This is a genomic window from Pararhodonellum marinum (assembly GCF_015354735.1).
Taxonomy (GTDB): domain Bacteria; phylum Bacteroidota; class Bacteroidia; order Cytophagales; family Cyclobacteriaceae; genus Pararhodonellum; species Pararhodonellum marinum.
Genome location: NZ_JACEFJ010000018.1, coordinates 1 through 25149, shown reverse-complemented (window position 1 = coordinate 25149; position 25149 = coordinate 1). Strand labels below are relative to the sequence as shown.

Annotated in this window: 28 protein-coding genes; 15 read left to right on the top strand and 13 right to left on the bottom strand. The window is 38.4% G+C overall.

Annotation, left to right across the window (positions count from 1 at the left end):
• Position 1 precedes the first annotated feature (1 nt).
• From H1A14_RS21335 to H1A14_RS21325, 3 genes are read right to left on the bottom strand one after another with little or no spacing between them, the layout of a single operon-like run.
• The gene (locus H1A14_RS21335) at positions 2-655 is read right to left on the bottom strand and encodes a Crp/Fnr family transcriptional regulator (RefSeq protein ID WP_194778341.1); all 654 of its coding nucleotides are present in this window, start codon (positions 653-655) and stop codon (positions 2-4) included.
• Positions 652-1521: a hypothetical protein gene (locus tag H1A14_RS21330; protein ID WP_194778340.1), complete on the bottom strand. Its 870-nt coding sequence runs from the start codon at positions 1519-1521 to the stop codon at positions 652-654. The genes H1A14_RS21335 and H1A14_RS21330 overlap by 4 nt, the downstream gene beginning before the upstream one ends.
• A 47-nt stretch (positions 1522-1568) precedes the next feature.
• On the bottom strand, positions 1569-2012 hold the full coding sequence (locus tag H1A14_RS21325; RefSeq protein WP_194778339.1) for a DM13 domain-containing protein: 444 nt from the start codon (positions 2010-2012) through the stop codon (positions 1569-1571).
• A gap of 209 nt (positions 2013-2221) precedes the next feature.
• On the opposite strand from H1A14_RS21325, the gene H1A14_RS21320 reads away from it, so the two are divergent.
• The 6 genes from H1A14_RS21320 (at position 2222) to H1A14_RS21295 (ending at position 6593) form a co-directional block, all read left to right on the top strand.
• On the top strand, positions 2222-2620 hold the full coding sequence (locus H1A14_RS21320) for a hypothetical protein (protein ID WP_194778338.1): 399 nt from the start codon (positions 2222-2224) through the stop codon (positions 2618-2620).
• A 496-nt stretch (positions 2621-3116) separates the two neighbouring features.
• Complete coding sequence (locus H1A14_RS21315; protein WP_194778337.1) at positions 3117-3992, top strand: RNA polymerase sigma factor; 876 nt, start codon at positions 3117-3119, stop codon at positions 3990-3992.
• Positions 3993-4031: 39 nt separating this feature from the next.
• Positions 4032-4631 carry a Crp/Fnr family transcriptional regulator gene (locus H1A14_RS21310; protein ID WP_194778336.1) on the top strand — a complete coding sequence of 200 codons (600 nt, stop codon included), beginning with the start codon at positions 4032-4034 and terminating at the stop codon, positions 4629-4631.
• 102 nt (positions 4632-4733) lie between these two features.
• Positions 4734-5315 carry a hypothetical protein gene (locus H1A14_RS21305; protein WP_194778335.1) on the top strand — a complete coding sequence of 194 codons (582 nt, stop codon included), beginning with the start codon at positions 4734-4736 and terminating at the stop codon, positions 5313-5315.
• A 66-nt stretch (positions 5316-5381) separates the two neighbouring features.
• Complete coding sequence (locus H1A14_RS21300; protein WP_194778334.1) at positions 5382-5945, top strand: Crp/Fnr family transcriptional regulator; 564 nt, start codon at positions 5382-5384, stop codon at positions 5943-5945.
• Positions 5946-6011: 66 nt separating this feature from the next.
• Positions 6012-6593 carry an NAD(P)H-dependent oxidoreductase gene (locus tag H1A14_RS21295; RefSeq protein ID WP_194778333.1) on the top strand — a complete coding sequence of 194 codons (582 nt, stop codon included), beginning with the start codon at positions 6012-6014 and terminating at the stop codon, positions 6591-6593.
• Positions 6594-6645: 52 nt separating this feature from the next.
• On the opposite strand, the gene H1A14_RS21290 is transcribed toward H1A14_RS21295, so the two are convergent.
• On the bottom strand, positions 6646-7077 hold the full coding sequence (locus H1A14_RS21290; RefSeq protein WP_194778332.1) for a DUF6194 family protein: 432 nt from the start codon (positions 7075-7077) through the stop codon (positions 6646-6648).
• Between the two features lie 61 nt (positions 7078-7138).
• Between H1A14_RS21290 and H1A14_RS21285 the strand changes: the two genes are divergently transcribed.
• The gene (locus H1A14_RS21285; RefSeq protein WP_194778331.1) at positions 7139-7705 is read left to right on the top strand and encodes a Crp/Fnr family transcriptional regulator; all 567 of its coding nucleotides are present in this window, start codon (positions 7139-7141) and stop codon (positions 7703-7705) included.
• Between the two features lie 245 nt (positions 7706-7950).
• Here the strand turns inward: H1A14_RS21285 and H1A14_RS21280 are convergent, their stop codons facing one another.
• From H1A14_RS21280 to H1A14_RS21270, 3 genes are all read right to left on the bottom strand, one after another.
• Positions 7951-8364: a GxxExxY protein gene (locus tag H1A14_RS21280; RefSeq protein ID WP_194778330.1), complete on the bottom strand. Its 414-nt coding sequence runs from the start codon at positions 8362-8364 to the stop codon at positions 7951-7953.
• Positions 8365-8871: 507 nt separating this feature from the next.
• Positions 8872-9264: an XRE family transcriptional regulator gene (locus H1A14_RS21275; protein ID WP_194778329.1), complete on the bottom strand. Its 393-nt coding sequence runs from the start codon at positions 9262-9264 to the stop codon at positions 8872-8874.
• Positions 9261-9458, bottom strand: coding sequence for a type II toxin-antitoxin system HicA family toxin (locus H1A14_RS21270; RefSeq protein WP_194778328.1), 198 nt, complete (start codon positions 9456-9458; stop codon positions 9261-9263). The genes H1A14_RS21275 and H1A14_RS21270 overlap by 4 nt, the downstream gene beginning before the upstream one ends.
• 524 nt (positions 9459-9982) lie before the next feature.
• Between H1A14_RS21270 and H1A14_RS21265 the strand changes: the two genes are divergently transcribed.
• Both H1A14_RS21265 and H1A14_RS21260 read left to right on the top strand, forming a co-directional pair.
• The gene (locus H1A14_RS21265) at positions 9983-10612 is read left to right on the top strand and encodes a hypothetical protein (protein ID WP_194778327.1); all 630 of its coding nucleotides are present in this window, start codon (positions 9983-9985) and stop codon (positions 10610-10612) included.
• A 33-nt stretch (positions 10613-10645) separates the two neighbouring features.
• On the top strand, positions 10646-11293 hold the full coding sequence (locus H1A14_RS21260) for a hypothetical protein (protein WP_194778326.1): 648 nt from the start codon (positions 10646-10648) through the stop codon (positions 11291-11293).
• A 156-nt stretch (positions 11294-11449) separates the two neighbouring features.
• On the opposite strand, the gene H1A14_RS23455 is transcribed toward H1A14_RS21260, so the two are convergent.
• Both H1A14_RS23455 and H1A14_RS23260 read right to left on the bottom strand, forming a co-directional pair.
• Positions 11450-11662, bottom strand: coding sequence for a GxxExxY protein (locus tag H1A14_RS23455; RefSeq protein WP_394355340.1), 213 nt, complete (start codon positions 11660-11662; stop codon positions 11450-11452).
• Positions 11598-11771, bottom strand: coding sequence for a GxxExxY protein (locus H1A14_RS23260; protein ID WP_262893977.1), 174 nt, complete (start codon positions 11769-11771; stop codon positions 11598-11600). Before H1A14_RS23260 ends, H1A14_RS23455 begins: the two co-directional genes overlap by 65 nt.
• A 413-nt stretch (positions 11772-12184) precedes the next feature.
• Between H1A14_RS23260 and H1A14_RS21250 the strand changes: the two genes are divergently transcribed.
• From H1A14_RS21250 to H1A14_RS21235, 4 genes are all read left to right on the top strand, one after another.
• Positions 12185-13591: a S41 family peptidase gene (locus H1A14_RS21250; RefSeq protein WP_194778325.1), complete on the top strand. Its 1407-nt coding sequence runs from the start codon at positions 12185-12187 to the stop codon at positions 13589-13591.
• Complete coding sequence (locus H1A14_RS21245; protein WP_194778324.1) at positions 13588-14289, top strand: hypothetical protein; 702 nt, start codon at positions 13588-13590, stop codon at positions 14287-14289. The genes H1A14_RS21250 and H1A14_RS21245 overlap by 4 nt, the downstream gene beginning before the upstream one ends.
• Before the next feature lie 150 nt (positions 14290-14439).
• Positions 14440-15030 carry a DUF4202 domain-containing protein gene (locus H1A14_RS21240; RefSeq protein WP_194778323.1) on the top strand — a complete coding sequence of 197 codons (591 nt, stop codon included), beginning with the start codon at positions 14440-14442 and terminating at the stop codon, positions 15028-15030.
• Between the two features lie 426 nt (positions 15031-15456).
• A complete protein-coding gene (locus H1A14_RS21235) occupies positions 15457-16110 on the top strand; it encodes a hypothetical protein (RefSeq protein WP_194778322.1) in 654 nt (217 codons plus the stop codon).
• 59 nt (positions 16111-16169) lie between these two features.
• On the opposite strand, the gene H1A14_RS21230 is transcribed toward H1A14_RS21235, so the two are convergent.
• The 4 genes from H1A14_RS21230 to H1A14_RS21210 form a co-directional block, all read right to left on the bottom strand.
• Positions 16170-16838 (bottom strand): alpha/beta hydrolase, encoded by a 669-nt coding sequence (locus H1A14_RS21230; protein ID WP_228527913.1) that lies wholly within the window; start codon positions 16836-16838, stop codon positions 16170-16172.
• Between the two features lie 96 nt (positions 16839-16934).
• Positions 16935-18032 carry a DUF6544 family protein gene (locus H1A14_RS21220; RefSeq protein ID WP_194778319.1) on the bottom strand — a complete coding sequence of 366 codons (1098 nt, stop codon included), beginning with the start codon at positions 18030-18032 and terminating at the stop codon, positions 16935-16937.
• 166 nt (positions 18033-18198) lie between these two features.
• Positions 18199-19434, bottom strand: a complete 1236-nt coding sequence (locus H1A14_RS21215) for a glycosyltransferase (RefSeq protein ID WP_194778318.1) — start codon at positions 19432-19434, stop codon at positions 18199-18201.
• 189 nt (positions 19435-19623) lie between these two features.
• Positions 19624-22170 (bottom strand): glycogen/starch/alpha-glucan phosphorylase, encoded by a 2547-nt coding sequence (locus tag H1A14_RS21210; protein ID WP_194778317.1) that lies wholly within the window; start codon positions 22168-22170, stop codon positions 19624-19626.
• A gap of 405 nt (positions 22171-22575) precedes the next feature.
• On the opposite strand from H1A14_RS21210, the gene H1A14_RS21205 reads away from it, so the two are divergent.
• Positions 22576-23400 (top strand): universal stress protein, encoded by an 825-nt coding sequence (locus tag H1A14_RS21205; RefSeq protein WP_194778316.1) that lies wholly within the window; start codon positions 22576-22578, stop codon positions 23398-23400.
• Positions 23393-25051, top strand: a complete 1659-nt coding sequence (locus tag H1A14_RS21200) for a cation:proton antiporter (protein ID WP_194778315.1) — start codon at positions 23393-23395, stop codon at positions 25049-25051. Before H1A14_RS21205 ends, H1A14_RS21200 begins: the two co-directional genes overlap by 8 nt.
• The last annotated feature ends 98 nt before the right edge of the window (positions 25052-25149 follow it).

Sequence of the window (25149 nt, the reverse complement as noted above, 5' to 3'; positions counted from 1 at the left end):
TTTAGTTGTGAATTTGATCGAGATTCCTAAAAAGAATTCTGTCCCGTGTGTAATAAATTTTTCCGTTGTTTTTTAGATCATTCATGACAGTTGTTACAGTTTGTCGGCTTGTATCCGCCAATTGAGCGATTTCTTCATGTGAAATCCCAATTTTAAGTAAGGTTTCCTCCCCAAATCTATGTCCTCCTCTACTTGCAAGATCAATAAGTGTATCCCTGATTCTGAAAGCCGCATCGCTTTTGAGCAGCCTCTCATGCCGCTTTTCCAATTTTTCTTTTTGTTTCATTATAATAGGTACCATGACCGAAATAGCCATACTTTTGACTTGAGGATTGAGGTCTTTGGTTTTAAGGATATGAATGCAGGTTTTTTCGGTTAAGGCTACAGCTGAATGATTTAAAATTACATCGGAATGGATCAAAGTGCCCCAATCACCAAAAATTTCTCCTTCTGTAACAACGTCTTGGATATATTCATCACCTGATTCATTAGACTTGAAAATTTTGACTGCTCCATTTTTAACTATAAACAATTGGGAGGACAAATCTCCTTGATTATAAATTTTTTCTGATTTTTTGAATTGTTTAAAAGGAACAAACATCAACCCCTGTCTGACCACCTCTTCAGAAAATCCTAACATGCTATCTGTATTCATTTGTTTTTAGGCTTGAGGTTGTAGAAAACACCAATACTTAATACTCCAGCTGAATAAATATTTTTTCTGGAGAATATCCAGTCATTGAAATTCCGGTAGTTGAGGCTAAGGTTCCATTCATCTATAATAGGAATTCCCGCACCAAAGCTATAGCTGGTAAATTCAGAACCATCCCCTCTTACAAAGTCAGTAACCACTGTTACTTCATCTACAGAAGTCAGAGCATTTAAACGGGCATTGATCCAAAACTTCCCAGCTATTTGGTAACCCAGTTCGGCCCCTATTAAGATTTGGTCGCTGAAGGACAGACCCTTATACTGGGTCCTATAGTTATAAGATGTGAAAACCGATCCATAAAAAGGAATTTCACCTAGAGCGAAAGAAGTTGCAATGGTCGACCAAACATTGAATTCTCCGTCTCCGCTCGGTAGGTTGATCTGTTCAAAGTCATTCTCCTTGCTTTTGGCAAAGTTATTTGCTCTTCCAATCGGCAACTCGGGAGCTACGCTGATAGCTAAAGGAAAAATTTTTTTCAAGATAGAATGTTTTAATTCTATTCTTAAGTCTCCAAGTCCCGATACGGTTTCCGTACTTGAAAATCCATTAAACGTCTGCATCGGAAGATTGGTGATCAACGTAAACCTATCTGTAATCCCATATTCCCCATAAAAAACCACGCTTTGCTGACTGAACTTGTTGGTACTAAGCTGAACTCCATCAAGCGTGAAAAATTGATCTGAGCTGAAGGTCTGAAAACTGGTTTGAAAGAAACCCTCTCCTTTTTGTTTGGTCCAACCACTTTGGGCATTGCCAAAATGGCAAATCCCCAAAGCTATTGAAACCATCAAAAATCTTATAATTTTCATAAATGACATTGTTGTTGATGAATATGATCCTGAAACTTAATCCGAAACTACTGAATCCTTGCATAGCCAAAAGGAACACCTACAGAACCACACCACAAAATGACATGACTAAACGGTGAAGTATCAGAATTCTGAGGGATCCTGAAGAAATTTTCACCCGGATTTCTAACAGGCCCAAGGAGCAATAAATTTGGATTTCCATTTGCAGGGTCCGGTGTGAAGGTTTCTGATGTAGAAAGGAATACGGTAACAGTACCCGTTGCCAAGGCTGTTCTGAAACTTTGGTCAAAAACCAAAAAAGCAGTATTTTGAGTATCTGTGCCCAGTGAGGCAGTACCCATGCTTCCTGCACCATTTTGATCAATAAAGGAGCCGCTCCGGGTAACAGAAAACGTTCCGTTTGGCCTTGAAGCATCCAATACTGTAGGACTTTCGTCATTACTGCAAGAAACTGCAATAATGAGCAGTGTGTAAAGAAATATTTTTTTCATAATTACTAAAGATTTGTTTTACCAAAATTGAAGCATGGGTATCACAGAAAGGTCACGAAATGTTAAAAAAAATTATTGGGCTGACGATCAATGGCTTTTGAAGAAGGATCAGAACGGTTGAAAAAAGTGTGGAAAAACATTTTTTAATTTTTACTGTCACACCCACTCCTTTTGAGTATCTAACTGTAGAAGATCCAAAGTAAGACAGAATGAAAAGACAAACATTTATCCTAATTGCAACGGCTGTAATGGCTGCTTGCGATCCCTCCACTCCACATCAACAAGAAATGGAAACACAAAAGAATAAAGCAGAAATTATTGAAATTACCACTTTTTACCTCAATCAAGGTGTAACACCTAAAGACTTTGAAGAATCTGCCCGTGCTATGCAAAGAGGTTTTTTAGAAAAGCAATATGGTTTTATCAAGCGAACTTTAACAGTTTCGCAAGACAGCATATGGACAGATATAGTGTTTTGGAAAGATCAGCAAAGTGCTGAAAAAACAATGCAATTATCTGAAACATCTGAAATTGTAACCCCCTTTATGGAAAAGATTGATTTTAATTCTGTGAAAATGACCCTTACAAGACCAGTTATACTAGAATAATGAATTCAATGCAAGTAGAAGAGTGGAATTTAAATTGGTATCAGGATGTAAATTTGACAGAAGTTTACCGTGAGAAGCATTTCCTTCACTACCCCAAATAATGCTTATCCAAAGGCATTTGTATTACCACCAAAAAAGAAAAAATCAGACCCAAATAAAAAGGTTTATAAATCCCTATTCAAATGACTGATCATCTTTTCTTCTACTTAGGCCTTGCCTTTTTGACATTGCATGAAATGGATGCCATACGGTGTAGAGAATAGCGAATATTTCCAGGTCTTTCAATGCTCAAAGATATATTAGGACAAACCATATCTTTATTCCTGCCTTTACCGCTATTCTATTTAGTCTTTTTGGCAGTTATCGTATAACCCAAACCTAGAATCATTTATTAAGGGATTTAATGTGTTTTTCATCATTCCTAATAGATTTGTTGGTTTAAAGTTCTTTGCAATTGCTGATTGTTTAAACATTTGAACACTTAATTTTGGAAAAAATGAATAACCCATTTCAATCCATTTATATCGACAAAGAGGACAATGAACTCATTGCACAAGCAAGAGATGGTTCAAATATTGCCTTAGAAACACTTATAAAAAAGCATCAGCACTATATTTACAATGTGGCTTTGAAAATGACACTAAGCCCTATTGATGCCGAAGATATTACCCAAGAAGTATTGATTAAGGTCATAACTAATCTTGCCCAATTCAAAGGAGAAAGCCATTTCCGTACATGGTTGTATCGCATCACCTTCAACCACTTTTTGAAAATGAAGAAAGTAAGGCTGGAGGACTTCATCACCTCTTTTGATCAATATGGTCAGGAACTTGATCAGATGGAAAACGTAGAACTTTCAGCTATGGAAAAAGCTGAAATGAAAGAATGGATAGAAGAGGCCAACATAAGCTGCATGAGTGGGATGTTGTTGTGCCTGGATAGGGAACAACGGCTGGTTTACATACTCGGCGATATTTTTGGCGTTGATCATAAGTTAGGTTCTCAAATGCTTGAGATATCAAAAGATAATTTCCGGCAACGACTCTCACGAGCGAGAAGAGACCTTTATCAGTTTATGAATAACAAATGCGGATTGGTCAACAAAACCAACCCTTGCCGGTGTGATCGAAAAACAAAATCATTTATAAAAGCAGGATGGGTAGATCCAGATCAAATGAAGTACAATACATCTTATTTGAAAAAGATCGCTGAGGAAGTATCTGGAAAAGCCGAAGAGTTATGTGATTTAACGGAAAGTGAATATGTTGACTTGTTCAGAAAGCACCCCTTTCAGGAAAAAGAGCATCAATCTAGGCTGTTTGCTATTTTAATGAAAAACGACAAAATAACTAAGTTATTTAACTTGAAGTGACAAAAAAGATAGCATAATTTATGGGCTTAATAACAAGGGATGCTAAAACAATACTTAAAATCATTATATGAATTCCCTGAAAAAGACCTTGATATGGGGCTTATTTTTTTCTATCAGGAAAAATTCAAAAAGGGTAATTTCTTTCTGAAAGAAGGGCAATTTTCTAATAAAATTTCCTTCATTGAATCCGGATTGTTTAGGCTATTCTACCAGGTGGATGGAATTGAAAAAATCATGCTTTTTTTCTCCGAAAACCAATTCATGACTGATTATTTTGGCTATCTCACACAAAGTCCTTCCATAAGACCTATCCAAGCCTTGGAAGATTCTATAGTTTACAGCATAGATAGAGACAAGCTCAACCAACTTTTTGAACGCTCCAAAAACTGGGAACATGTGGGTAGAAAACTAGCCGAATCAGCTTATGTGACATCGGTACTACGTTCAAACAGGCTATTGCATGATGACTATGATACAAGATTGCATACATTTATAGAAGAAAGCCCAACCCTGATACAGCGGGTCCCTCAATACATGATCGCCTCTTATCTGAATATGACTCCAGAAACTTACAGTAGGGTAAAGAAACGTTTGATGCAAAACAAACAGATCAAAAATACCATTCACAAAGGCCATTGATTTCCATTTTTTTTTCTCATTTCTTGATTTGAATCAATGGACTTTTACAAAGTTGTTTAGATTTTGTCATCAATTCCATGATTGAGCGTAAAATTATCCACCATGAACAAGATGATGACCATCCTATTCCTCTCATTAGGCATAAGTAGCCAAGCGCAAAAAACCAAACCAATAGCTTTGGTTGAGCCCGTTTCTATTGAGTATAAGGGTAAAATTGTAAGGGCAAAAAAGCTGAGAGTAAGCTCTGAAATACCAATGCATATTGCCAGTGCTTGGAATAATGTTAAGACACCTGCTCTTTTGGAGTTTGTAGCCAAAGGAATGATTCGATTCAAACCTGTCGGCGAGGGGTTTCCCAACAAATGGGAGATAGGAAAAACTTATGGAGCAAAAATGCGCATTTTCGGATTTATTCCTTTTGGAGGAATACATTATTTGCGAATAGAAAAAATCGATGACCAAAACCATACCATAGAAACTAAAGAATGGGATAGCGGTGCCAAGGTTTGGAATCATCATGTGATAATGAAAGACCTTGGCGAAGGAAAAATACATTATGAGGACTCAATTACTATTTATGGTGGAATGATGACCGGTTTTATCACTTCTTTTGCAAAGCGGTTTTACCAGCACCGTCAAAAAAGATGGCAAATTGTTGCAAAGGAGAAGTTAAAATTTGGATGAAAAGCATATAAAAAAATTGATTAGACTAACTTAGTAAATGGAATCAATCAAAAGTCAATTAGCCAAATGGAAAAATACCTCAAATCCTTTAACCTCCTTACAGATAAAGAAATTGAGGATTTTGTTCAATCTTCGTCCCAAAGGGTGCTTAACAAAGGGGAATACTTTATTCGAGAGGGAGAAGTTTGTAACGAAGTGGCATTTGTTAAAAGCGGCACTTTACGTTCTTACTACATCTCGGAAAAAGGCGAAGAAATTACCTATTGTATCATTTTTCCGAACAATTTAATGGCGGCTTATTCTTCATTTATTTCCGGCAAAATCACAGAAGAAAACATGCAGGCGCTTACCTACACAGAACTATCTGTGATTCCCAAAAAAACCATCCACGAATTTGCCAAGCATAGTCCCAATTGGGTTGAATTTTTAAAAGTAATGGCCGAACAACAGTATCTTGAGCTCGAAAAACGCATCTTTCAGATGCAGAAAAACCACGCACTTAATCGCTATGCCAACATGATCAAAAATCAGCCGGAATATGTGCAAAAAATCCCCCTTCAGTACCTTGCTTCCTATTTAGGCATTACGCAAAGGCATTTAAGCAGAATTAGAAGAGAAATTGCTTTTTAGACAAATGTCCTACAGAAACAAAAGCAATATGCCCACTTTTGTTTAAGTACATGGTCTATTATAAAAATGAGCAAGAAAGTAGTCATAATCAACGGACACCCCAACAAAGATGCCTTCAATTTTGGACTGGCAGAGGCATACAAAAAGGGGAGCAAAAACTCAGGTGCCGAAATCAAAGAGATTACGGTGGCAGATTTAAATTTTAATCCCAATCTTCAATTTGGCTATCAGAAGCGAACCGAATTGGAACCGGATTTACTGGATGCCTGGGAAAAAATCAAATGGGCAAACCATTTGGTTTGGGTTCACCCCGTATGGTGGGGAGGTCTTCCTGCCATCACCAAAGGCTTTATCGACCGTTTATTTTTACCCGGTTTTGCATTTCAATACCGGGAGAATTCGATATGGTGGGATAAACTTTTGAGGGGTAAAACGGCACATATTATCACAACGCTGGACCAATCCAGCTGGACCTATTGGTTGTTATTTGGGAGAGGCAGTGTGAACCAGTTAAAAAAATCCACTTTAGAGTTTTGCGGCGTGAAACCAGTAAAAGTAACCTACTTCGGACCTATAAGAAAGGCCGACCCATCGAGGAAGGAAAAGTGGTTGAAAAAAACAGAAGATCTAGGCCGGAAACTGCGATAGAATTTGAAAACGACTTGACACATTTTCAACCAAAGGTCTTCGCAGAATTCTATTAGCTTTTTCTTAACAACATCTCATAGGCCTGATCCAAATGTTCACTGATGCGATCAAAAGATGCGGGATTCAAAATGCATACCCATCCCATCCAGGCATACACAGGATGTGGAACCAAAGTATTGGTTTGATGAAAATCATGGGGCATGTCCACTATGCCTCCTTTGGGAGGCCGGGCAGGTTTTGGACCAAAAAGTGCAATAAATCCTTCCTTTCCTAGTCCAAAAGACAGGCGGTATACCCCATCTCGATCTAAATCTGAAGCCTTGTCATTGGGACCATCAGACATTTTGATGGTGGCAAAATAGCGTCCTTTTGGCTTGCTACCATCTGGATTGTAGAAAAAGCTCCGCTCCCGATAAGCATCACTTACCATCAGTCCTGGGTAGCGTTTAAGTAGCCAATCTTCAAGTTGTTCTGGTGTAATCATCTTTTATCCCTGAATTTAAAAACCATAAAGTTCAAAAAATTATCTTTAGGAAATTAAATTTATGCAGCTTGCTCTCGATTTATTTTTAAGTAAAGGCTTCACCGCAGCCCAGTCAGAAATGCTTTCAGATCATTTCTGCCTTTCCAAGAATATTGCTGAAGGGGAGTATTTCCTCCAACAGGGTCATGTTTGTCAACATATTGCCCTTATCGCAAAAGGTCAGTTTCGCTATTATTACAATACAGAAGCTGGTGACGTCACGCGCTGGATTTCTCTTCAGGGGGATTTTATGACCTCTCTGGCCAGTTTTATTCAGGAAAAGCCTGCGGTGGAAAACATTCAGGCCATCAAGGACAGTGAGCTTTGGATGATCCCCAAAAGTGCATGGAAAGCACTTTATGCCAATCATGAATTTATCCGGCAGTTTTGGTTGAGAACAATGGAATACAACTACATAGGCATGGAAGAAAGGGTATTTAACCAAATCGCTTTGAGCGCTGAGGAACGGTATCGCTGGATGTTGGATCATTACCCCCGCTTCAATCAAGAAGTGCCTGATAAATACATAGCTTCCATGCTCGGCATCACCCCACGTCACCTGAGTAGGATCCGGGCGCAGAAGAATTAATTTTTGGAACCATATAAGGGATTTAAGGAATTATAAGAAAATTGAATATATACCAATGCTTGTAATAGATTATATGTGGAAAAAGGAAAAAATAAAAACTTACATGTTCTTATATACCTTATATGGTTCAATCCAAAATCCTCCTAGGTGTTTGGTTTGGGAGCAGAAGAATTAAATTTGGAACCATATAAGGGATTTAAGGAATTATAAGAGATTAATTTATTTCTATTAGCTAGGCATTAAATTTATTCTTCAAGCATCCGATAAAATTCATTGACAAAGGTTTTTTGGCCTTCTTTATAAATGTGGTTGGTGTTGAAATTAATTAGTAATCCTTCAGGTGAGCCAAGCAGTTTCATGTAAGTGATAATCTGGGCTTCATGGACTGGAAGGGTTAATTCAACTGCCTTCAACTCTACTACCAAAACTTTCTCAACCAAGAAATCACAGCGCAAATCAGTATTAACTTCGATTCCTTTGTAAAGCACTTGAATGGGCATCTCAGAACGAAAATTTAATCTTCTGATGCTTAATTCATGTTGCATGCATTTATGGTAAACACTTTCCAACAATCCCGGACCCAAGGCTTTATGCACCTCAATAGCAGCTCCATTTACCTGATAAACAAGGTCCTTCAAATAGCTTTTGGTAACATTCATAACGAATAAATATATAGGTGGAAAAAGAAAAAAACAAAAACTTAAATGCTCTTATATACCTTATATGGTTCAAGCAAATATTTCTTGGTATTTGAGTCACAACGGGCGCAGAAGATTTATGGAACCATATAAGGGATTTAAGGAATTATAAGAAAATTGAATCTATATCAGTTATTTATCTGGTAAAAAAGGGCTTTCAAAAAACTATTGGTAACATTCATCAAGTATAAATATATAGGTGGATAAAAGAAAAACAAAAACTTAAATGCTCTTATATACCTTATATGGTTCAATCCAAAATACTCCTTGATGATTGGTTTGGAAGCAGAAGAATTAAATTTGGAACCATTTAAGGGATTTAAGGAATTATAAGAAAATTGAATATATACCAATGCTGGTAATGGATTATATGTGGAAAAAGAAAAAAACAAAAACTTAAATGCTCATATATACCTTATATGGTTCAATACAAAATACTCTTTTGAGATGGATAATTTCAATTTGGAATTAAAGCAAGAATCGAACTTCACTCAATTCTCTACCTATCTGCTGGACACCTTGCAGGATCCGCTTTGTCTGGGCAGCCGAGGGCTTTTTTATTCCTTTGATATATTGAGCAAGTAAACTTTGATTCATTCCTATCCGCTCTGAGAGGGCTTTTGCATTGATAACTTTGTAGAAATCAAAGAAACTTCCTAAATCATACTCAAACTTAACTTCATCTACTGAATACTTATGCCCTTTGTCTTCAAAAGCAAGATTAACAGCCTCCAAAATGTTTTCCTGAAGTTCATCAAAGGATTCTCCTTCGGTTGCGATAAACTTATTTTGAATGAAAACGTTGGCACTGTATCCTTTGTCTTCTTTAGTGATAAGCATTTTTATTTTCGGCTTTCTCATCTCTTTGTTGTTTTAATACCCGCCTGCTTCAAAATTGCTGTTAACAGGCCTTTTTTCACTTCTTTTGACGTATGATTGGGGACGGTCAATTGCTCTGGTTTTGATGGGTGTTGCATAATTACATGACTCCCTTTTTGCCTAGTTTCATACCAACCATCCTTTTTAAGTATTTTAAAAAGTTCGTTGTACTTCATAAGTTCAAAAGTAATATATTTATTACTTTTTTCAAAAAAAAAGCCTACAGAATATAAAATTTCATAAGGCCTGTTTAATTCCTTCCTTCTTCAGATGGAGGAGCAGAAGAATTAATTTTTGGAACCATATAAGGGATTTAAGGAATTATAAGAAAATTGATTTATACCCGTATCCATTTACCTAAAAATAAGGTCTTTCAAAACTTTGACAACCTTCCTAACAACTAGAAATGAATATAGGTGGATAAAACAAAAAACTTACATGTTCTTATATACCTTATATGGTTCAATAAAAAATAATCCTAAGGTTTACTGGCAAAGAGGCGGATAACCATTAAATACAAGGTGGATAAAAGAAAAACAAAAACTTACATGTTCTTATATACCTTATATGGTTCAATCTCATAAACCAAAAACACATTTTTTATATTCCTTAATAGGTTCAACCCGAAATAGACAAATGTCATTTCTGCCCTCTCCCCCATTCATTTCCTTTGTAGTGTACTATCAAACATTACAAAGCAATGAAAAAGTTACTCTTCACAATTACAACTCTTTTAATCGTGCAAACCGGTTTTGCACAGGAAACGACAGGAATATTCCAACGGTACACCTACGGGGAATTTAGGATAGGTTATGGCCAAACCATTTTTGGCAATGGGCTTGTTGAAAAATTTGATGAACTACAAATGGGGCCCTCCGGAGGGATTTTGGCTTCTATCGGTGCTTATCGTGCATTGAACCCCACCCTACACCTAGGATTACGGTTTAAGGCACTGGCAGCCTCTCCATCCACCAATAATGCTGGTGATGAAATGTTTTTTAACTACTGGGCAACTTCCATTGCTTCTAAAATCTTTCCTTTCCCAAAAGGGAAGCTGAATGGATTTTTTATTCAACCTGAATTGGCTTTTTCTACCCAGTTCACACAGAAGTACAGAAACATCTCCAATTCCACCTATGACCATCAATTTGCCATAGGCACTGGGTTTACCCTGGCTGCAGGCTATGAAATTCCCCTTAAAAACGGCTGGAATTCTATCATGCTGACGACCGAATTGGACTGGGCCTCCCGAAATGGAGAAACCACAGGTATCGGGGAGGTAAATTTCACCAATGCCAATCTGGGTTTTATGGTGGGAATCAAATTTTAATCAATCAATCATTTATCATAAAAAAACAACAAAATGAAAAAGTTACTCTTTACAATCGCATCCCTTACTTTAGTACAGATCAGCATGGCACAGGCCATAAAAAATTCAGCTCCGGAAGTGAGCTTGGTGTTCGGATTGACCCAGCCCCTCTTTACCAACGGATTCAACTTTGAGGTGGATGTGTGGTGGGACAAGTGGATGGTGGACTACTCCCATGGATTTGGACTGGAATTTACCGGTTCCAATGTCCCTCAGGAAGCTGCTGATCAGCGTTTGGCTTTCAACATCACCCATTCAACCGGTATTGGCATCGGCTACCGGGTAACCAAAGGGCTCAATATAAGGGTAGAACCTAAATGGCACATCTGGGAGATGTACTATGAGGATGCCTTCAAAACAGAAGCAGTGAAAATAACCCAATACAACACTTACACTTTGGGACTGGGTGCCTACTACAGGTGGACACCCTTTGAAAAAAAGGACAGTGCACTTAAAGGCCTCACCATTGCTCCAAGTGCCAGGTGGTGGCCCAATGTGGGCAGCAGTTTGGAAAACAATGAATTCACCTACACCAACAGCCGTACAGAAAGAGTAGAAGTCCACAGGGCCAATAACATCGGCATGGGCAATACACCTTTCTTCGTGAATGTGAGTGTTGGTTATACGTTTGGTCTCAAATAATTTTAAACCATATAAGAGATACAAGATTTCAGTTTAAAAGTCTTATATGGCTTATATGGTTTGATTATTAGAAGAGGTAAAATTCCAATTGAAGTTTGCCACCAATGCACGAATTAACACGGATATGTTTGTGTACATCCGTGTATTCGTGGCAATTCAATAAATCAACCGTCTATATTCCAGCTTTCCCCTTCCAAAATTGACCAACAAACCCAATATATTGCCAGATATTTTAAGGTAATTGATGGTTTGGGCAATATGTTCATCAGCAAGTACTGAAACGCACTTTATTTCAAGGATTATTTTATCCTCCACAACAATCAGCGAAAAATTTATGTGGCAGCAGTACCCCTCGAAACCAAACTGCATATGGTTTTTCCCTTTCAAATGGAATCCCATCTTGTAAAAAAACAAGCTCCAAAGCATCCTTATACACGATTTCCAAAAAACCATGGCCTAGCTCGTTGTGAACTTCCATGCACTTGCCAATTAATTGATAAGACTCTTCTTTGTATATTAAATTTGATTCCATATGCTAAAATACTGAAAACTGAAGAATTAAACTAATATTTTAGTGACCATCTGTGTATCCGTGGCTATCTTTTGTTTGCCACCAATGCACGAATTAACATGGATATGTTTGTGTCCATCCGTATCCGTGGCTAAACCAAAAAAACGGCATTTATCCTGTAAGTAATGCGATGCTCTTGAAATCTTGCTTAATTTGATTAAAAAGCAATATTTTGTATCATGAAATGACCAAAAATATCTGGAAAATCAAAAAGATCAATTCTTAGTTGTTAGGAAGGGTTTGGGAATTAGTGAATCAAAATGAATAATTTTCAACCTTTCAATCAACCAGAATCATATTCAAAACCTAATTATTGAGGCATGAAAAAATACTCCACCCTCCTATCTTTTGTGCTAATAATAAGCTGTCAATCAAACCAAGAAAATCGGACCTGCACCTGTGAAGATGACCTGACCTTTTCCATTTCTTTTATGTCAGAAAACTATGCAGGATTTTCAGATAAAGTGCATAATGAAAATAAAAGATCTTACGAATTCCACAATTCAGAAGCATTAAAAAAAGCCAAAAAGGCCCGAAATACATCAGAATGCATGTTGGTTATGAGACAATGGATTGACTTTTTTAAAGACGGCCATGTGCAAATTCACGCCATTATCGACCCTCCTGCACAGGAGGATTCTTTGTCAAAAAAGCAATTAAAAGTAGGCAGGGAACGTATCGATTTGCCATCTAAACTTGATTTTGATACTAACAGCATCGAAGGCCTTTATTTTACTGCTGACTCTTCCTACCAAGTAGCCATAGTGGCCAACAAAAATGAATTTCGGGATTTTGTAGCAGTAGTCAGGGATGCAAAAAGTGATTGGTGGGACCCTGGGATGGTAAAGGCAGAATTCAAACGTAAAAACGAGGATGAATTCTATGCGATCAACTACAACCTGTACCATCGCCCCCAAATCGGTACAGTTAAGTTTACAGCAAAAGGCAGTAGTGACCGTCTATGGTGGAAAGCAGGATCTGATCGGTCTGCTATCGATAGCCATCAGAACGAAAGTGCCATGGTAAAAAAATTGGAAGATGATATCCTTTATTTGAAAGTAACTTCTTTCGAAGATTGGAATTTCCCAGCTATAGACTCCATTTTCAATTTTCACAAAAATCTGTTCGAAAAATCAGAAAAACTCATCATCGATATTCGGGGCAATGGAGGGGGATCGGACTATGTGTACGGTCCAATTCTGGATTATCTGTATACAGACACCATCAAATCTATTGGTGTGGATATATTGGCATCGGAAGCCAATATTGCTGCATGGGAAGCACTCTTTACGGAGTATCCTGATCTACCTGAGGAGCAAACTCTGCAGATACAAGCACTCATTGATAGCATGGGGGCGCATCAAGGGGAATTTGCCAGTTTGATCCCTGATGGCGATACAGTGAAAGAGATTAAACCTTATCCTAAAAAAGTGGTGGTGCTAATCGATGGTGATGTTGCTAGTAGTGGAGAGCAATTCGTTTTGGATGCTCAGCAAAGCAGTAAAGTTACCCTGATGGGTACCAATACTGCTGGAGTACTTGATTATGCCAATGTGCGAAGAAAGGACCTCAATTGCCTTCCACTCGGACTGTTTTATGCAACTACCCGTAGCCGTCGGATAGACATGGGACAGGGAGTGGATCCGCAGGGAATTGCTCCTGACATAATATTGGCTATAGAGTCAGATTGGATGGAAGAAGCCGTCAAATTTCTAAATACGCCATGAAGCACCGGATTCAGTTTTTCTTTTTTCTGGGGTGTTTTGGTATGTATTTTCCCTTATTTGCTCAGGAAAATGTAAGAGATGCTTGGCTTGGGGTAAGGATGGGATTGAGCTACAGCCCTTTGAAGGACTTTCAAACGTGGGGAGAAGGGGAAGGTTTGGACAACTTGCCGGCCGCAACAAGGCATCAACAGATTGCTTTTGATGTGTTTATTCAAAAACGAAAAATCCCGTTCCTTCTTAGCACTGCTATTAACCTACCACGATTGACCCAAACGCATCCCTATCTTACGAGTATCTCATTGGAATCAGGTTATACCCTCTATGAAAAACGCACCACGCTAAGGATTATGGCTGGACCAAGTTTGGGAATAATGACCGTACGGTTTAGGGGTGGTGTACCCCAATCCTTTCAAAATTTACCCTTCAACCACAGCGAGGCATTTGCCCGATCCTATAACCTAGCCCTTAGAGGAAGTTTGCTGGCCACCTATCCTATTTTTCCAAAAAACAAACGTTTTGGAAGGCCTTCTGTTTTGGCCAATGTAGGTATACAGGAAAGATTGCTTCATGGTGGTTTTAGGTATGGAGAAATGGTCATCGTACCCGATGACCGCTTTGATTCCGTGCCTGTGGAAATGCCCAAACTCTTCAGGCGCAATATGTGGGCAACCGTTGGAATTGGATTTCATTTTAACTAATCTTTCTGAATCCAATAGAAAGTAAATTAGCCCTTAGTTCTTCCAGATCCATTTTGTAAGAGAACCGTCCTGCTTTGATTTATAAAAGTGAATTCTAAATTATAGCACATAATTCCTACTTTTATGTAGAAACAAACGCTTATCTATTTCATGTCACAAGACAAATTTCAGGAAACCATTGCCGAAATCGACCGACTCAATGCATTAGATCCAAATATGGAATCCAAGGATGGGAAACCAGTCCCAAAAGAACTCCTTTACGGCCAAAGGATGTCCACCATGTTGCTGGACTTTGAGCAAAATGCATCAGAAACCTTAAAGATCGCTGTCAGAGGTCAGCATATCCAAAGATGGACCATTCCAAGGGAATCGTATCCCATGGACAGAAAAGGTTACCTGATGTGGCGGACGGAACTCAAAAAATTCCATGGAGCACTGGTCTCCTCCATCATGCAAAAGTACAGGTATGCACCGGAAGAAATACAGCATGTGGAAGACCTGATCAACAAAAGGCGACTGAAAACCGATCCTGAGGCGCAATGCTTGGAAGATGTCGTCTGCCTGGTTTTCCTTCAATATTACTTTGATGAGTTTATCGGAAAACATGCCCATGAAGAGGATAAAATCATCGATATCATCCGAAAGACCTGGAAAAAAATGTCTGAGAAAGGGCATGCAGCCGCTTTGAAGTTGAGGCATTCAGAGAAGGCATTGGAATTGGTTCAGCGGGCATTGAGTTAAAATATTTTTGATTTATGATGAATTTACCAACCTACCCCCATGATCGAAGGAATTACATAAATGACCATGTGACTCTTCGAAAAAATTAAATTCTTTTTACGATAGCAATTCTACTACTTGGCAAAAACTAAACTTTTGAGTCATTTATATAATACAATGTCAAAAAAAATTCAGTACACTGATTTGGGGGAAAAAATTAATTTTAACCTTTTTCAAAAAAAGTGCTGTAATCTTCTTAAATTTCTTGAAAAGCATTGATTACGACATCCATATGCAGAGGATGGTCTGGAAAGTTTTGCATTTATTGGATCTTAGAAAACCTTGGATTGAAAATATAAAATGATTGACAGCAGCTACCACTTTTAGTCCTACTTCAAAACACTAAAAAGGGTAGTATACTATTTTCAAATTTAAACAATTCTCACTATGAAAATTTGTCTTGATTTCAAGCATTTCGCCTCACTGATGGCGCTTATTATAGTATTAAGTTGTTCAACTACGTCCACAATAATCGGATCTTGGAAGAGTCCGGAAGCAAACCAATCCGGGTATAAAAACCTTTTCGTAAAGGCATTGATCGATGACAATTTTATTGTGAGACAAACCATAGAAGATGACCTTGACCAAATTTTAATCAAAAATGGTATTCAGGCCACGAGTAATCTCAATGAGGTAAAACAAGGACTCGTTTTAACGGAAGACACCAAAGAACAGGTGATTGATGAAATCCAAAAAAGTGGCAAGGATGGTATTTTAACCATTTCTGTCATTGACCAGACTAGTGAAACGAGATATGTACCGGGAACGACCTATTACAACCCCATGATGTATGGCGGGTATGCAAGGTTTGGGGGATATTATTCCATGTATGCGCCGATGAACTATTCGCCGGGATATTACGACACGGATAAAAACTACTATGTGGAAATCAACCTTTATGATTCAGAAACCCGCACCTTAGTATGGTCCGCCCAATCCAAAACGACCAACCCTACCAGCATTGAAAAAGACGCCAGACAATTTTCTGAATCAGTAGTAAATCAAATGGTGAAAGAACAAATAATCTTTCCTGTCAAATAACGTTATTTTTAAGTTTCCTGACCAAAAATTGGATAATTTGGACTGGGTAATATCGTGTGTTATTCCTCTATCCAGAAAACCAACGGATTGACCCAGTCAGGGTAAGGCTTATATAAAAATGCATGGTCAATTCCCATGTCCAATTTTATTTCCTGAAAGCTGCTGTGGCCTTGCAAACCCTCAAAAATCCGTTGGCAGGAACCCTTGGAATCTGAACTTTCGTAAATGGAAAGAAACTTTCCTGAAAAATCCCTTTGAAAAGACTGAAAATATTCCAAGGCATACGCACTGCACAATCCTAACAATACAAATCTGATATTTTCATTGTTGTTCAAGATGCTGGACTCAAGGGCAATATAGGCCCCTAAAGAAGCACCAACCACAATGATGTTTGTATCTGGAACCCCTTGTTGAATTAGGGTGTCGATTTGATTGTTTAATTTTACTGCATAAACTTTCTCGTCCGTGTCTTTGGGTCGAACTTCACTTACCACATGAAATCCACGTCCGACGAGTGTGTCCAAAATGGCTTGATACGCATATTCGCCATAATATGGGCTTACTGCATTGGGGCCCTGTTCCTGCACTATCCCACCATGCAGGTAAAAAAGATAGCGGATATTGGAATCAGGTTGATCTGGGATGGAAGATGAAAAGGATTGAGCTTTTACTTCAAGCAGCCAAAAGGCCCCAAAACAAAAAACCAGAAAAAGGAAATAGATTTTCATACTCATCCAGGTGTCAGAAGAGGAAATTTAAGCCAAATTTTCAAAAAAAAATAAGTGAAACAATTGACAGATCAAATTTATCCATCCTCAATGCTTTCACCTTGCCTGCTCATTGAACTTAAGGTCAATAATTTCCAGTTTCAGCCAGGTCCAATCTCCTTCTTCCAACTTCCAAGTTGCAGTCATTAAAGAAGGAATTCTAATCCCATCAAATGTTTTGTAATTCTCCACCAATAACACCCACTCATTCCGTGTTGCATTGGCTTCGTTGCCCTTGTATCGTAAAGCAGAAAACCTGACAAAATCCCCATCTGCATTAAAATAAAAGGTCCCGCTTCCTTTTGTTCCTTTGTATTCCATGGTGGCTGTTGCGGAGGTTTCAGTCACTTCCTGCCAAGTGATGTATGGACTCAATGCCAAAGAAGGAAACCAAACCATTTCCCCTAAGTACCGTTGCATTGTACTTTCATTCATTTGAAACCCTTTCTCATTCACCACATTGAACAAGGAGTTCAATTTGATCAACATTTCACCTTTGCCATTTTCAAATTTATCCCTACCCTGAAAGCTAAGCAGCCCGTTCATTTTGACGTCAACCGTCCAGATAAATGCTGGCACATCAATGGTGGAATATTGAACCGCTTCAGCCTTAAACCATTTATCCTGTTCAGGTTTGAGTTTCATCTCGGCCTTTTGAATCACTTTGCCCACACTTATGTAAGGTCTTCCGATAACTCCGGACTGTTGCAGCCAATTTCTAACGGGCTGAGGTAATTCCTTGATGTCATCTTCAGAAATGACCCTATCCTCCATAATTTGGTTTTTGCTAAGCAAAACATTGGTTTCAAGTTGGACCAATTGCTTAAAGCCTTGATTTCCGTAAGTCATGAGTGAAACTAAGAGGATCGCTATGTTGGGTAAAGTTCCAAATTTGGCATCTTTCCAAAACATAAAAACAAGAGTCTGGGAAATTGCCACGGCCACGAAACCGATGAGCCAAGCGTACTTTGAGTTGAAGAGCTGTGAAATCCCATAAATCAGAATAAAACCAGCAGCAGTCAGCCACCAAAAACCCATCACTTTGGATATAGGAAGTGTCAATTCTTTTACTTCCTTAAGGCCATATCCTTTGACAAAACCAAGTAAATGGATAAGTGCATGGAAAATTATCAATATAAAAAAAGCGATCCTCATTCAAAATAATTTAATGCTATGCCATGTTTTTGTCCATTGTATCTCATCATTTTCAAATTCTCTCCTAATTTAAAATTAAATGAATAAGATCTCCTTTATTAATTTAAAACATCTTGATTTAGAGTTGATGTCTACACGAGTAAGCAGGGTTGCCTAACATGCAAGCTTAACTTTTAGTCATCCTTTTTTCTATCTCTTCAACTGTTTTTTGTAGGCCGTTTTCATGGTCTATCTGTAATTTCATCTTCCTTGCGTTTTCATATAAACCTTGGTTGGTCAATAACTCACCTACCCTTTCCAAGAATTTATATTCTGTTGTTTTACTCATGGGTAACGGTTTGACTGCGAGTCCTTTGAGGTAGGCTTGTTGTCCCCAAAACTGTTGATCACCAATAGGGTAAAGGATGGGGCAGATCATAAATGGCCTTCCAGCCTGTAAACATGCGGCCGTCGTCCCTATGCCGCCGTGATGAATGATTGCTTTAACCAAGGGAAATAACTTTTCATAAGGTGCTGCATCAATGACTTTTATTTTTGGCCTGGTTTCCAGCAATTTTATTTGGTCAAGTCCCCACCCTTTCACCACGATAATTCTCGTGTTAAATTGTGCTGTCAATTTGATGATTGCCGTTTGTAAATCAAACTTGCTTTTAAAGGGCATGCTGCCAAAAGTCAGGAGTAATGGCGGTTCCCCTTCCTGGATAAAATGAACAAGGTCGTCGGAGAGTGTATCTTCCGCATCTCCAAACCAAAAACCTGTAAACTTTGATTCACTGGGATAGTCCTTAGGAACAGCAAGAAAACTGGGGCTTATTCCATAGATGTTTTTTACTTCAGGAACCTTAAATTTTTTCGGCATGCTGAATTTTTCTCTGAACTGACCTATCGGTTTGGACAAGAGTTTGATGCTGAGGTTAGAAAATGTATAGCTTAACTTGTTAAGGAACTTGGGAATAGGCAAACCACTGAAAGCGGGATTGGCGAATTCAATGGTCGGCTCTACTATGGGCAGGACAGATGCACGAATCATTTTATCCGGAAACTGGTCTGCAAAGCTATCTGCTAAAGTTTTGACATGGTAAAGGACCAAATCACATTCTTTGGCCAACAAGTAAAACTCTGATAAGGAGTTAAAAATAAGGGGGTATATCCATGAATCAAGGTTTCTTTTGATGGCAAATGGGTTCGCTTTCATCATTTTCTTGCCTTCCTCCGAATTCAATACTGCTTGAAAATCTGCCTCCACTGGTTTAAACTCAATTCCGTAAGCAGAGACCATATCTTCAAAATTTTTAGCAGTGGACAGATATACCTGATGTCCCCGGGCCTTGAGGGCCTGTCCTAATACCGCGTAGGGTTGCACATCTCCACGGGTTCCCAAGGTCAGTATGGCTATCTTCATGATAGAAAGGTTAACTTATGGCACATTAAAAAATGAAACAGTTTCATGCTTTTATTCTCTTTTATCCCTTTGTTTCAATCCTCATCCGTTACAACCCCTGTCTGACCGAAAACTAAAATCGATTCAAATAGAAAGGAATTTAAAAATTTGGTCAGTTTCAATTCTGAATGTATTTGGACAATGCAGCAATCAACCCTTGCCTTTATCCCCGTTTCCGATCAGTTCTACCGGCACTGATTTCACCTTCCAGATTTCATCGCAATATTCCCGGATACTTCTGTCACTGGAAAACTTACCCATTCTGGCTGTATTCAGAATGGACATTTTTGCCCAGGTGGCTTTATCCCTAAAGGCTTCATCAATTTTATCCTGAACCGATACATAGGACTGGTAATCAGCCAGTAAAAAGAATTGGTCATCATGGATCAAAGATTCCGTGAGTTCTTTGAACATCATCCTGTCCAAGTGGGAAAAATAACCTGAATTGATCAGGTCAATGACCTTTTTCAGGGACCTGTTTTTTAGGTAATACTCCCTGGGATTGTAGCCATTTCTTCTTTTTTCTTCCACCTCATCAGCGGTAAGACCAAAAAGAAAGAAGTTTTCCTCTCCTACGCATTCCCTGATTTCCACATTGGCTCCATCCAAAGTGCCGACGGTAAGGGCCCCATTCATGGAAAGTTTCATGTTTCCGGTTCCGGATGCCTCTTTGCCTGCAGTGGAAATCTGTTCTGAAAGGTCAGCCGCCGGATAAATCCTTTGCGCATTGGTCACATTGTAGTTGGGATAAAAGACCACTTTGAGCCTGTCCCGCACATCGGGGTCATTGTTGACCACATCTGCCACCGCATTGATCAGTTTGATGATGAGTTTGGCCATTCGGTACCCTGGCGCTGCTTTTCCGGCAAAAATAAATGTCCTCGGCACGATGTCAATGTCGGGATTATGCTTGATTTTATTGTAGAGATAGATGATGTGCAGGACGTTAAGGTGTTGCCTTTTGTATTCATGGATCCGCTTTACCTGAATGTCAAACATGGATTCAGGATTGATGGTAATCCCCAAACGGTTGTAGATTTTCCTGGCCAATATTTTCTTTTGCACCAGTTTGACCTCCATCCATTCCTTTTGGAATTCGGGATCATCAGCCCATTTTTCCAGTCCTTTGAGTTCATCCAGGTGCTTGATCCAATTGTCACCTATTTTGCTGCTGATCAGTTGGGTCAGCTGTGGATTGCTCAACACCATCCACCTCCTCGGCGTCACGCCATTGGTTTTGTTGCTGAATTTTTCCGGCGAAAGTTCGTACCAATCCTTCAGGACAGTCTTCTTCAAAAGCTCCGTATGAAGAGCAGCCACCCCATTGATGGCAAAACTTCCCACACTGGCCAGATGGGCCATTTTGATGTATTTTCTTGGACCTTCTCCGATCAGGGAAAGGCTGACGATTTTATCTGGATCACCAAAAAATTTGAGGACCACCTGATCCAAAAAACGTTGGTTGATTTCATAAATCAAGTCCAGGTGTCTTGGCAAAACAGCTGTAAACAACTCCAAATCCCAGGTTTCAAGTGCTTCGGGCAAGAGGGTATGGTTGGTAAAAGCAAAAGTCTTGGTGGTGACTTTCCAGGCATCGTCCCATTCCATATGGTGCACATCCATCAGCAAACGCATCATTTCTGCTATTCCGATGGATGGATGGGTATCGTTGAGCTGGACCACAAATTTTTCATGGAAATTCTCGATTTTGTCCCCACTTCTCAAGTGTATGGCGATCATGTCCTGCAGAGAACAGGAAACAAAGAAATACTGCTGTTGCAACCTGAGTTTTTTGCCCTCTATCTGCTCGTCATTGGGATACAATACCTTGCTGATATTTTCACAGATGATTTTCTGGTTGACAGCCGTGTTGTAATTCCCGGCATTGAAGGATTGAAAATCAAAGGTCTTGGGGGCTTCCGATTTCCAAAGCCTGAGTGTATTGGCTGTATTGACTTTGTACCCCAAGATCGGCGAATCATAAGCCACCCCCTTTACCACCAAGTCGGGGACCCAGTTGTTGACCAGCTTGCCTTTCTTGTTGATGTACCGCTGAACCTGTCCGCCAATTTTCACGTCATAGCTGATTTCTCTTCTTGCAATCTCCCAAGGATTGCCCCTTCTCAGCCAGTTGTCGGTGTCTTCGACTTGCCATCCATTTCTGATGTCCTGTTCAAATATCCCAAATTGATATCTAATGCCATAGCCTACCGCAGGTACCTCAAGGCTGGCCAAAGAATCCATGTAGCAGGCAGCCAACCTGCCCAGCCCACCATTACCCAGGCCAGGTTCAATTTCTTTTTCCAAGAGCCAATCCAGATTGAGTCCCATTTCTTCCAAAGCTTTCTCCATCTGGGAATAAATATCCAGGTTGATCAGGTTATTGGCTAAATGAGGTCCCAGGAGGTACTCCGCTGAGAGATAGGAAACGATTTTGTTTTTGCCGTCAAGGTATTGCTTCACCGAGGAAGTCCATCTCTGCAGCATTCTATCCCGGACAGCATAAGACACCGCCATGTAATAGTCATTTCGGGTGGCTATTTCAGGATATTTTCCCTGCACATAGAAAAGGTTATTGGATATGGCTTTCTTTAGGGCTTCTACGCTTAGACCGGTCCGTGAATCTTCTACCACAATGGTTTGCTTCTTTTCAGTTTCCTCAGAGGTTTTTTCTCCGGTTGGTTGAGACTTTTTCATTTATTCTTTGTCTTAATGGTTTGAGCGGAGGATATCATGTGAAAAATCACCTCCCATGCATATCCCTCAGTAAGGTAGTCAAAACATCATTTATAAAAAAAGGAGCTGTGTGGATGAGCAAGAAAAATGAGAGCATGGAAAGACAAAGATATCTGCAGGAGATACAGGTGGTTCTGAGAGGGATTACACTAAGAAAAAATATCGAAAAATTTGGGGAAATAGAAAGACGAAAATACTAACTACGGCTAGACGGGGAGAAAGAGATGATCTTTTTTTGCATAGATTATTCTTGTTTAAAAACAATTTTCTAAGATGTTATACTGGGATTAACATTAATATATTCCATCTTAAGGGTAAAAGTCCGACATTTATACAAATAATTAAAAGGACATAATGAGCGAAAACATGATTGAAAAAAGAATAAGAATTGTTGTAATTGTTGACCTGTCTGTTGGCTCAGAACACTTGGTTGACTTTGGTTTTAATCTTTCTGGAATGATTAAAGCCAATATTTTATTTGTGCATCAAGTATTAGGTGTGTTTCCTGCAATGACTGGGAAAGAGCAAAGAGATAAAATCTATCAAAATGAAATACAGGAAGCGAAGGATAAACTTAGAAAATTAGTAAGAGGAAGGGTGATCGGGAATGAATCTTTTATAGTAAGTGAAAAACCAATTCTGACTACCCTTAATGAAATAAAATCAAGCTACTATAAAGATTGGGTAGTTGGGGGACTCAAAGTAAATAATTTATTCAAACGGATATTATTTGGAAGTACATTTATTAAAGTGATCAATTATTCCAGTTTTTTAACAGTGGCTGTACCCATCAGCAATGCTGTTTCGATTCCCAAAAAAATCCTAGTAGCAGTAACCCCTAAATATTCATTAAATGAAGCTGAGTTAGAAAACTTGATATCGGAGTTTCATGAAAACATTAAAGTTGTTGAATTCTTAACAATTATTGAAGATGGTGACGATAAAGAAATAGCCATTAATCACTTAACAAAATTACAAAACAAATACTCAAAGTATAGTCCAAATATTGTTGTTTTAAAGGGAGGTGACAAATACATTCAATTAAAAAAACATCTTGAAAACAATGAACAAGCATTTTTAATACTTCAAGAAGGTAGTCGATCTTTTATTGACCACTTACTCAGGAAGTATATGATAAATGACATTATCCATGCGGGAAATATACCTTTAATTGTATTGCCAAATGAATGAGTTATCAACTATTACTGAGCAGCCTTTTTTTGAGTTTGCTATTATTTTAGCCTTAGCAGCGCTTTTCGGATTAATAGGAAAATCATTAAAGCAACCGCTTATTGTGATGTTTATCGCATTAGGAGTTGTTATGGGCCCTGCCATACTTGACATTGTTAAATCCAAGGATAATATTCATCTTCTTGCAGAAATTGGTATAGCTGTTCTTCTTTTTATTGTTGGGCTCAAACTTGATTTACGAATAATCAAATCAGTTGGAAAAATCGCCCTGTTGACAGGTCTGGGTCAGGTTTTATTTACTTCCTTTTTCGGTTACTTTTTAGGATTAGCATTTGGCTTCACTTCTTTGCATAGTTTTTATATTGCAATAGCCTTAACATTTTCGAGCACTATCATCATTGTTAAACTTCTTTCCGACAAAAAAGAAATCGATTCATTACACGGTCAAATTGCAATTGGCTTTCTTATAGTTCAAGATATAGTTGTAATCATTATGATGATAATTTTGTCAGCCATTCAAAAAGGGGGAGAAACATCTCTTTCCCAAGACATAATTCGTACGCTGGTAGCTGGAAGTGGCTTAATTGTCTTCACATTCATTTCTATGAAATGGATTCTGCCAAGACTAACAAATTATTTAGCCCAATCACAAGAATTACTAACTTTATTTTCAGTAGCATGGGCAGTTTCGCTTGCTGCAATAGGTGAATATATTGGATTTAGTGGTGAAGTGGGTGCCTTTCTTGCAGGAATGAGCTTAGCATCCTCTGAATTTAAAGAAGCTATAAGTAGCCGTTTGATAAGTTTAAGGGATTTCTTACTACTATTTTTCTTTGTAAGTTTAGGAGCAGACCTTGATTTATCGTCAATAAGTGGTCAGATAAAGCCAGCTATATACTTTTCCTTCTTTGTGCTTGTCGGCAATCCAATCATTGTACTAATCATAATGGGCTTAATGGGATATCGAAAAAGAACTTCCTTTTTGGCAGGGCTTACTGTTGCTCAAATCAGTGAGTTCTCATTAATTTTTGCAGGTCTGGGCTTAGCAGTAGGACACATCAATAAAGATATAGTTGGACTTATAACTTTAGTAGGTTTAGTTACAATTGCCCTTTCTACTTATTTAATTATATATTCCCATCAAATATTCAATTTTCTATCCCCATTCCTAAGTATTTTTGAAAGAAAAAATATTTTAGTTGAACAAGAAAACACCAATTTAGATAGCATTGACTATGATGTTATAATTATTGGTTTAGGTAGATTTGGAAACCGACTGGCTGATATGTTGGACAATCATACAAATATTAGGTATTTAGGAATAGACTTTGACCCAAGTATTATAAGAGATTGGCGCGAAAAAAAGAGACCAATCATTTATGGAGACATTTACGACCCGGAGTTGTTGGAAGTTTTACCATACAGTAACTCCGATGTTATAATCTCTACTATTCATGATATTAACTTATCCAAACAATTGGTTAAAGATCTTAAGAGAAGAAAATACAATGGTAAAGTCTTTGTTACAGCGTTGACAGACAAAGAGAATAATGAGCTTACAGCCATAGGAATTGAGCATATTTTAATACCCCACTCTTTGGCTGCTGCTAACTTTTTTAATACATATTTGAAAGACAAAAAGTTTAATTGAGAATGCCAGCCTGTAGTAGAGTAATCAAGTTAAGCATGATTCAAAGACTAAATTCAATCAATTCAATTTTCTCTTAAGATCGGAAAAGCTTTTCCATT

Coding starts and splice junctions, on each gene's coding strand:
- H1A14_RS21335 (WP_194778341.1), bottom strand. CDS start 655: ATGAATACAGATAGCATGTTAGGATTTTCTGAAGAGGTGGTCAGACAG.
- H1A14_RS21330 (WP_194778340.1), bottom strand. CDS start 1,521: ATGAAAATTATAAGATTTTTGATGGTTTCAATAGCTTTGGGGATTTGC.
- H1A14_RS21325 (WP_194778339.1), bottom strand. CDS start 2,012: ATGAAAAAAATATTTCTTTACACACTGCTCATTATTGCAGTTTCTTGC.
- H1A14_RS21320 (WP_194778338.1), top strand. CDS start 2,222: ATGAAAAGACAAACATTTATCCTAATTGCAACGGCTGTAATGGCTGCT.
- H1A14_RS21315 (WP_194778337.1), top strand. CDS start 3,117: ATGAATAACCCATTTCAATCCATTTATATCGACAAAGAGGACAATGAA.
- H1A14_RS21310 (WP_194778336.1), top strand. CDS start 4,032: ATGCTAAAACAATACTTAAAATCATTATATGAATTCCCTGAAAAAGAC.
- H1A14_RS21305 (WP_194778335.1), top strand. CDS start 4,734: ATGAACAAGATGATGACCATCCTATTCCTCTCATTAGGCATAAGTAGC.
- H1A14_RS21300 (WP_194778334.1), top strand. CDS start 5,382: ATGGAAAAATACCTCAAATCCTTTAACCTCCTTACAGATAAAGAAATT.
- H1A14_RS21295 (WP_194778333.1), top strand. CDS start 6,012: ATGAGCAAGAAAGTAGTCATAATCAACGGACACCCCAACAAAGATGCC.
- H1A14_RS21290 (WP_194778332.1), bottom strand. CDS start 7,077: ATGATTACACCAGAACAACTTGAAGATTGGCTACTTAAACGCTACCCA.
- H1A14_RS21285 (WP_194778331.1), top strand. CDS start 7,139: ATGCAGCTTGCTCTCGATTTATTTTTAAGTAAAGGCTTCACCGCAGCC.
- H1A14_RS21280 (WP_194778330.1), bottom strand. CDS start 8,364: ATGAATGTTACCAAAAGCTATTTGAAGGACCTTGTTTATCAGGTAAAT.
- H1A14_RS21275 (WP_194778329.1), bottom strand. CDS start 9,264: ATGAGAAAGCCGAAAATAAAAATGCTTATCACTAAAGAAGACAAAGGA.
- H1A14_RS21270 (WP_194778328.1), bottom strand. CDS start 9,458: ATGAAGTACAACGAACTTTTTAAAATACTTAAAAAGGATGGTTGGTAT.
- H1A14_RS21265 (WP_194778327.1), top strand. CDS start 9,983: ATGAAAAAGTTACTCTTCACAATTACAACTCTTTTAATCGTGCAAACC.
- H1A14_RS21260 (WP_194778326.1), top strand. CDS start 10,646: ATGAAAAAGTTACTCTTTACAATCGCATCCCTTACTTTAGTACAGATC.
- H1A14_RS23455 (WP_394355340.1), bottom strand. CDS start 11,662: ATGCAGTTTGGTTTCGAGGGGTACTGCTGCCACATAAATTTTTCGCTG.
- H1A14_RS23260 (WP_262893977.1), bottom strand. CDS start 11,771: ATGGAAGTTCACAACGAGCTAGGCCATGGTTTTTTGGAAATCGTGTAT.
- H1A14_RS21250 (WP_194778325.1), top strand. CDS start 12,185: ATGAAAAAATACTCCACCCTCCTATCTTTTGTGCTAATAATAAGCTGT.
- H1A14_RS21245 (WP_194778324.1), top strand. CDS start 13,588: ATGAAGCACCGGATTCAGTTTTTCTTTTTTCTGGGGTGTTTTGGTATG.
- H1A14_RS21240 (WP_194778323.1), top strand. CDS start 14,440: ATGTCACAAGACAAATTTCAGGAAACCATTGCCGAAATCGACCGACTC.
- H1A14_RS21235 (WP_194778322.1), top strand. CDS start 15,457: ATGAAAATTTGTCTTGATTTCAAGCATTTCGCCTCACTGATGGCGCTT.
- H1A14_RS21230 (WP_228527913.1), bottom strand. CDS start 16,838: ATGAAAATCTATTTCCTTTTTCTGGTTTTTTGTTTTGGGGCCTTTTGG.
- H1A14_RS21220 (WP_194778319.1), bottom strand. CDS start 18,032: ATGAGGATCGCTTTTTTTATATTGATAATTTTCCATGCACTTATCCAT.
- H1A14_RS21215 (WP_194778318.1), bottom strand. CDS start 19,434: ATGAAGATAGCCATACTGACCTTGGGAACCCGTGGAGATGTGCAACCC.
- H1A14_RS21210 (WP_194778317.1), bottom strand. CDS start 22,170: ATGAAAAAGTCTCAACCAACCGGAGAAAAAACCTCTGAGGAAACTGAA.
- H1A14_RS21205 (WP_194778316.1), top strand. CDS start 22,576: ATGATTGAAAAAAGAATAAGAATTGTTGTAATTGTTGACCTGTCTGTT.
- H1A14_RS21200 (WP_194778315.1), top strand. CDS start 23,393: ATGAATGAGTTATCAACTATTACTGAGCAGCCTTTTTTTGAGTTTGCT.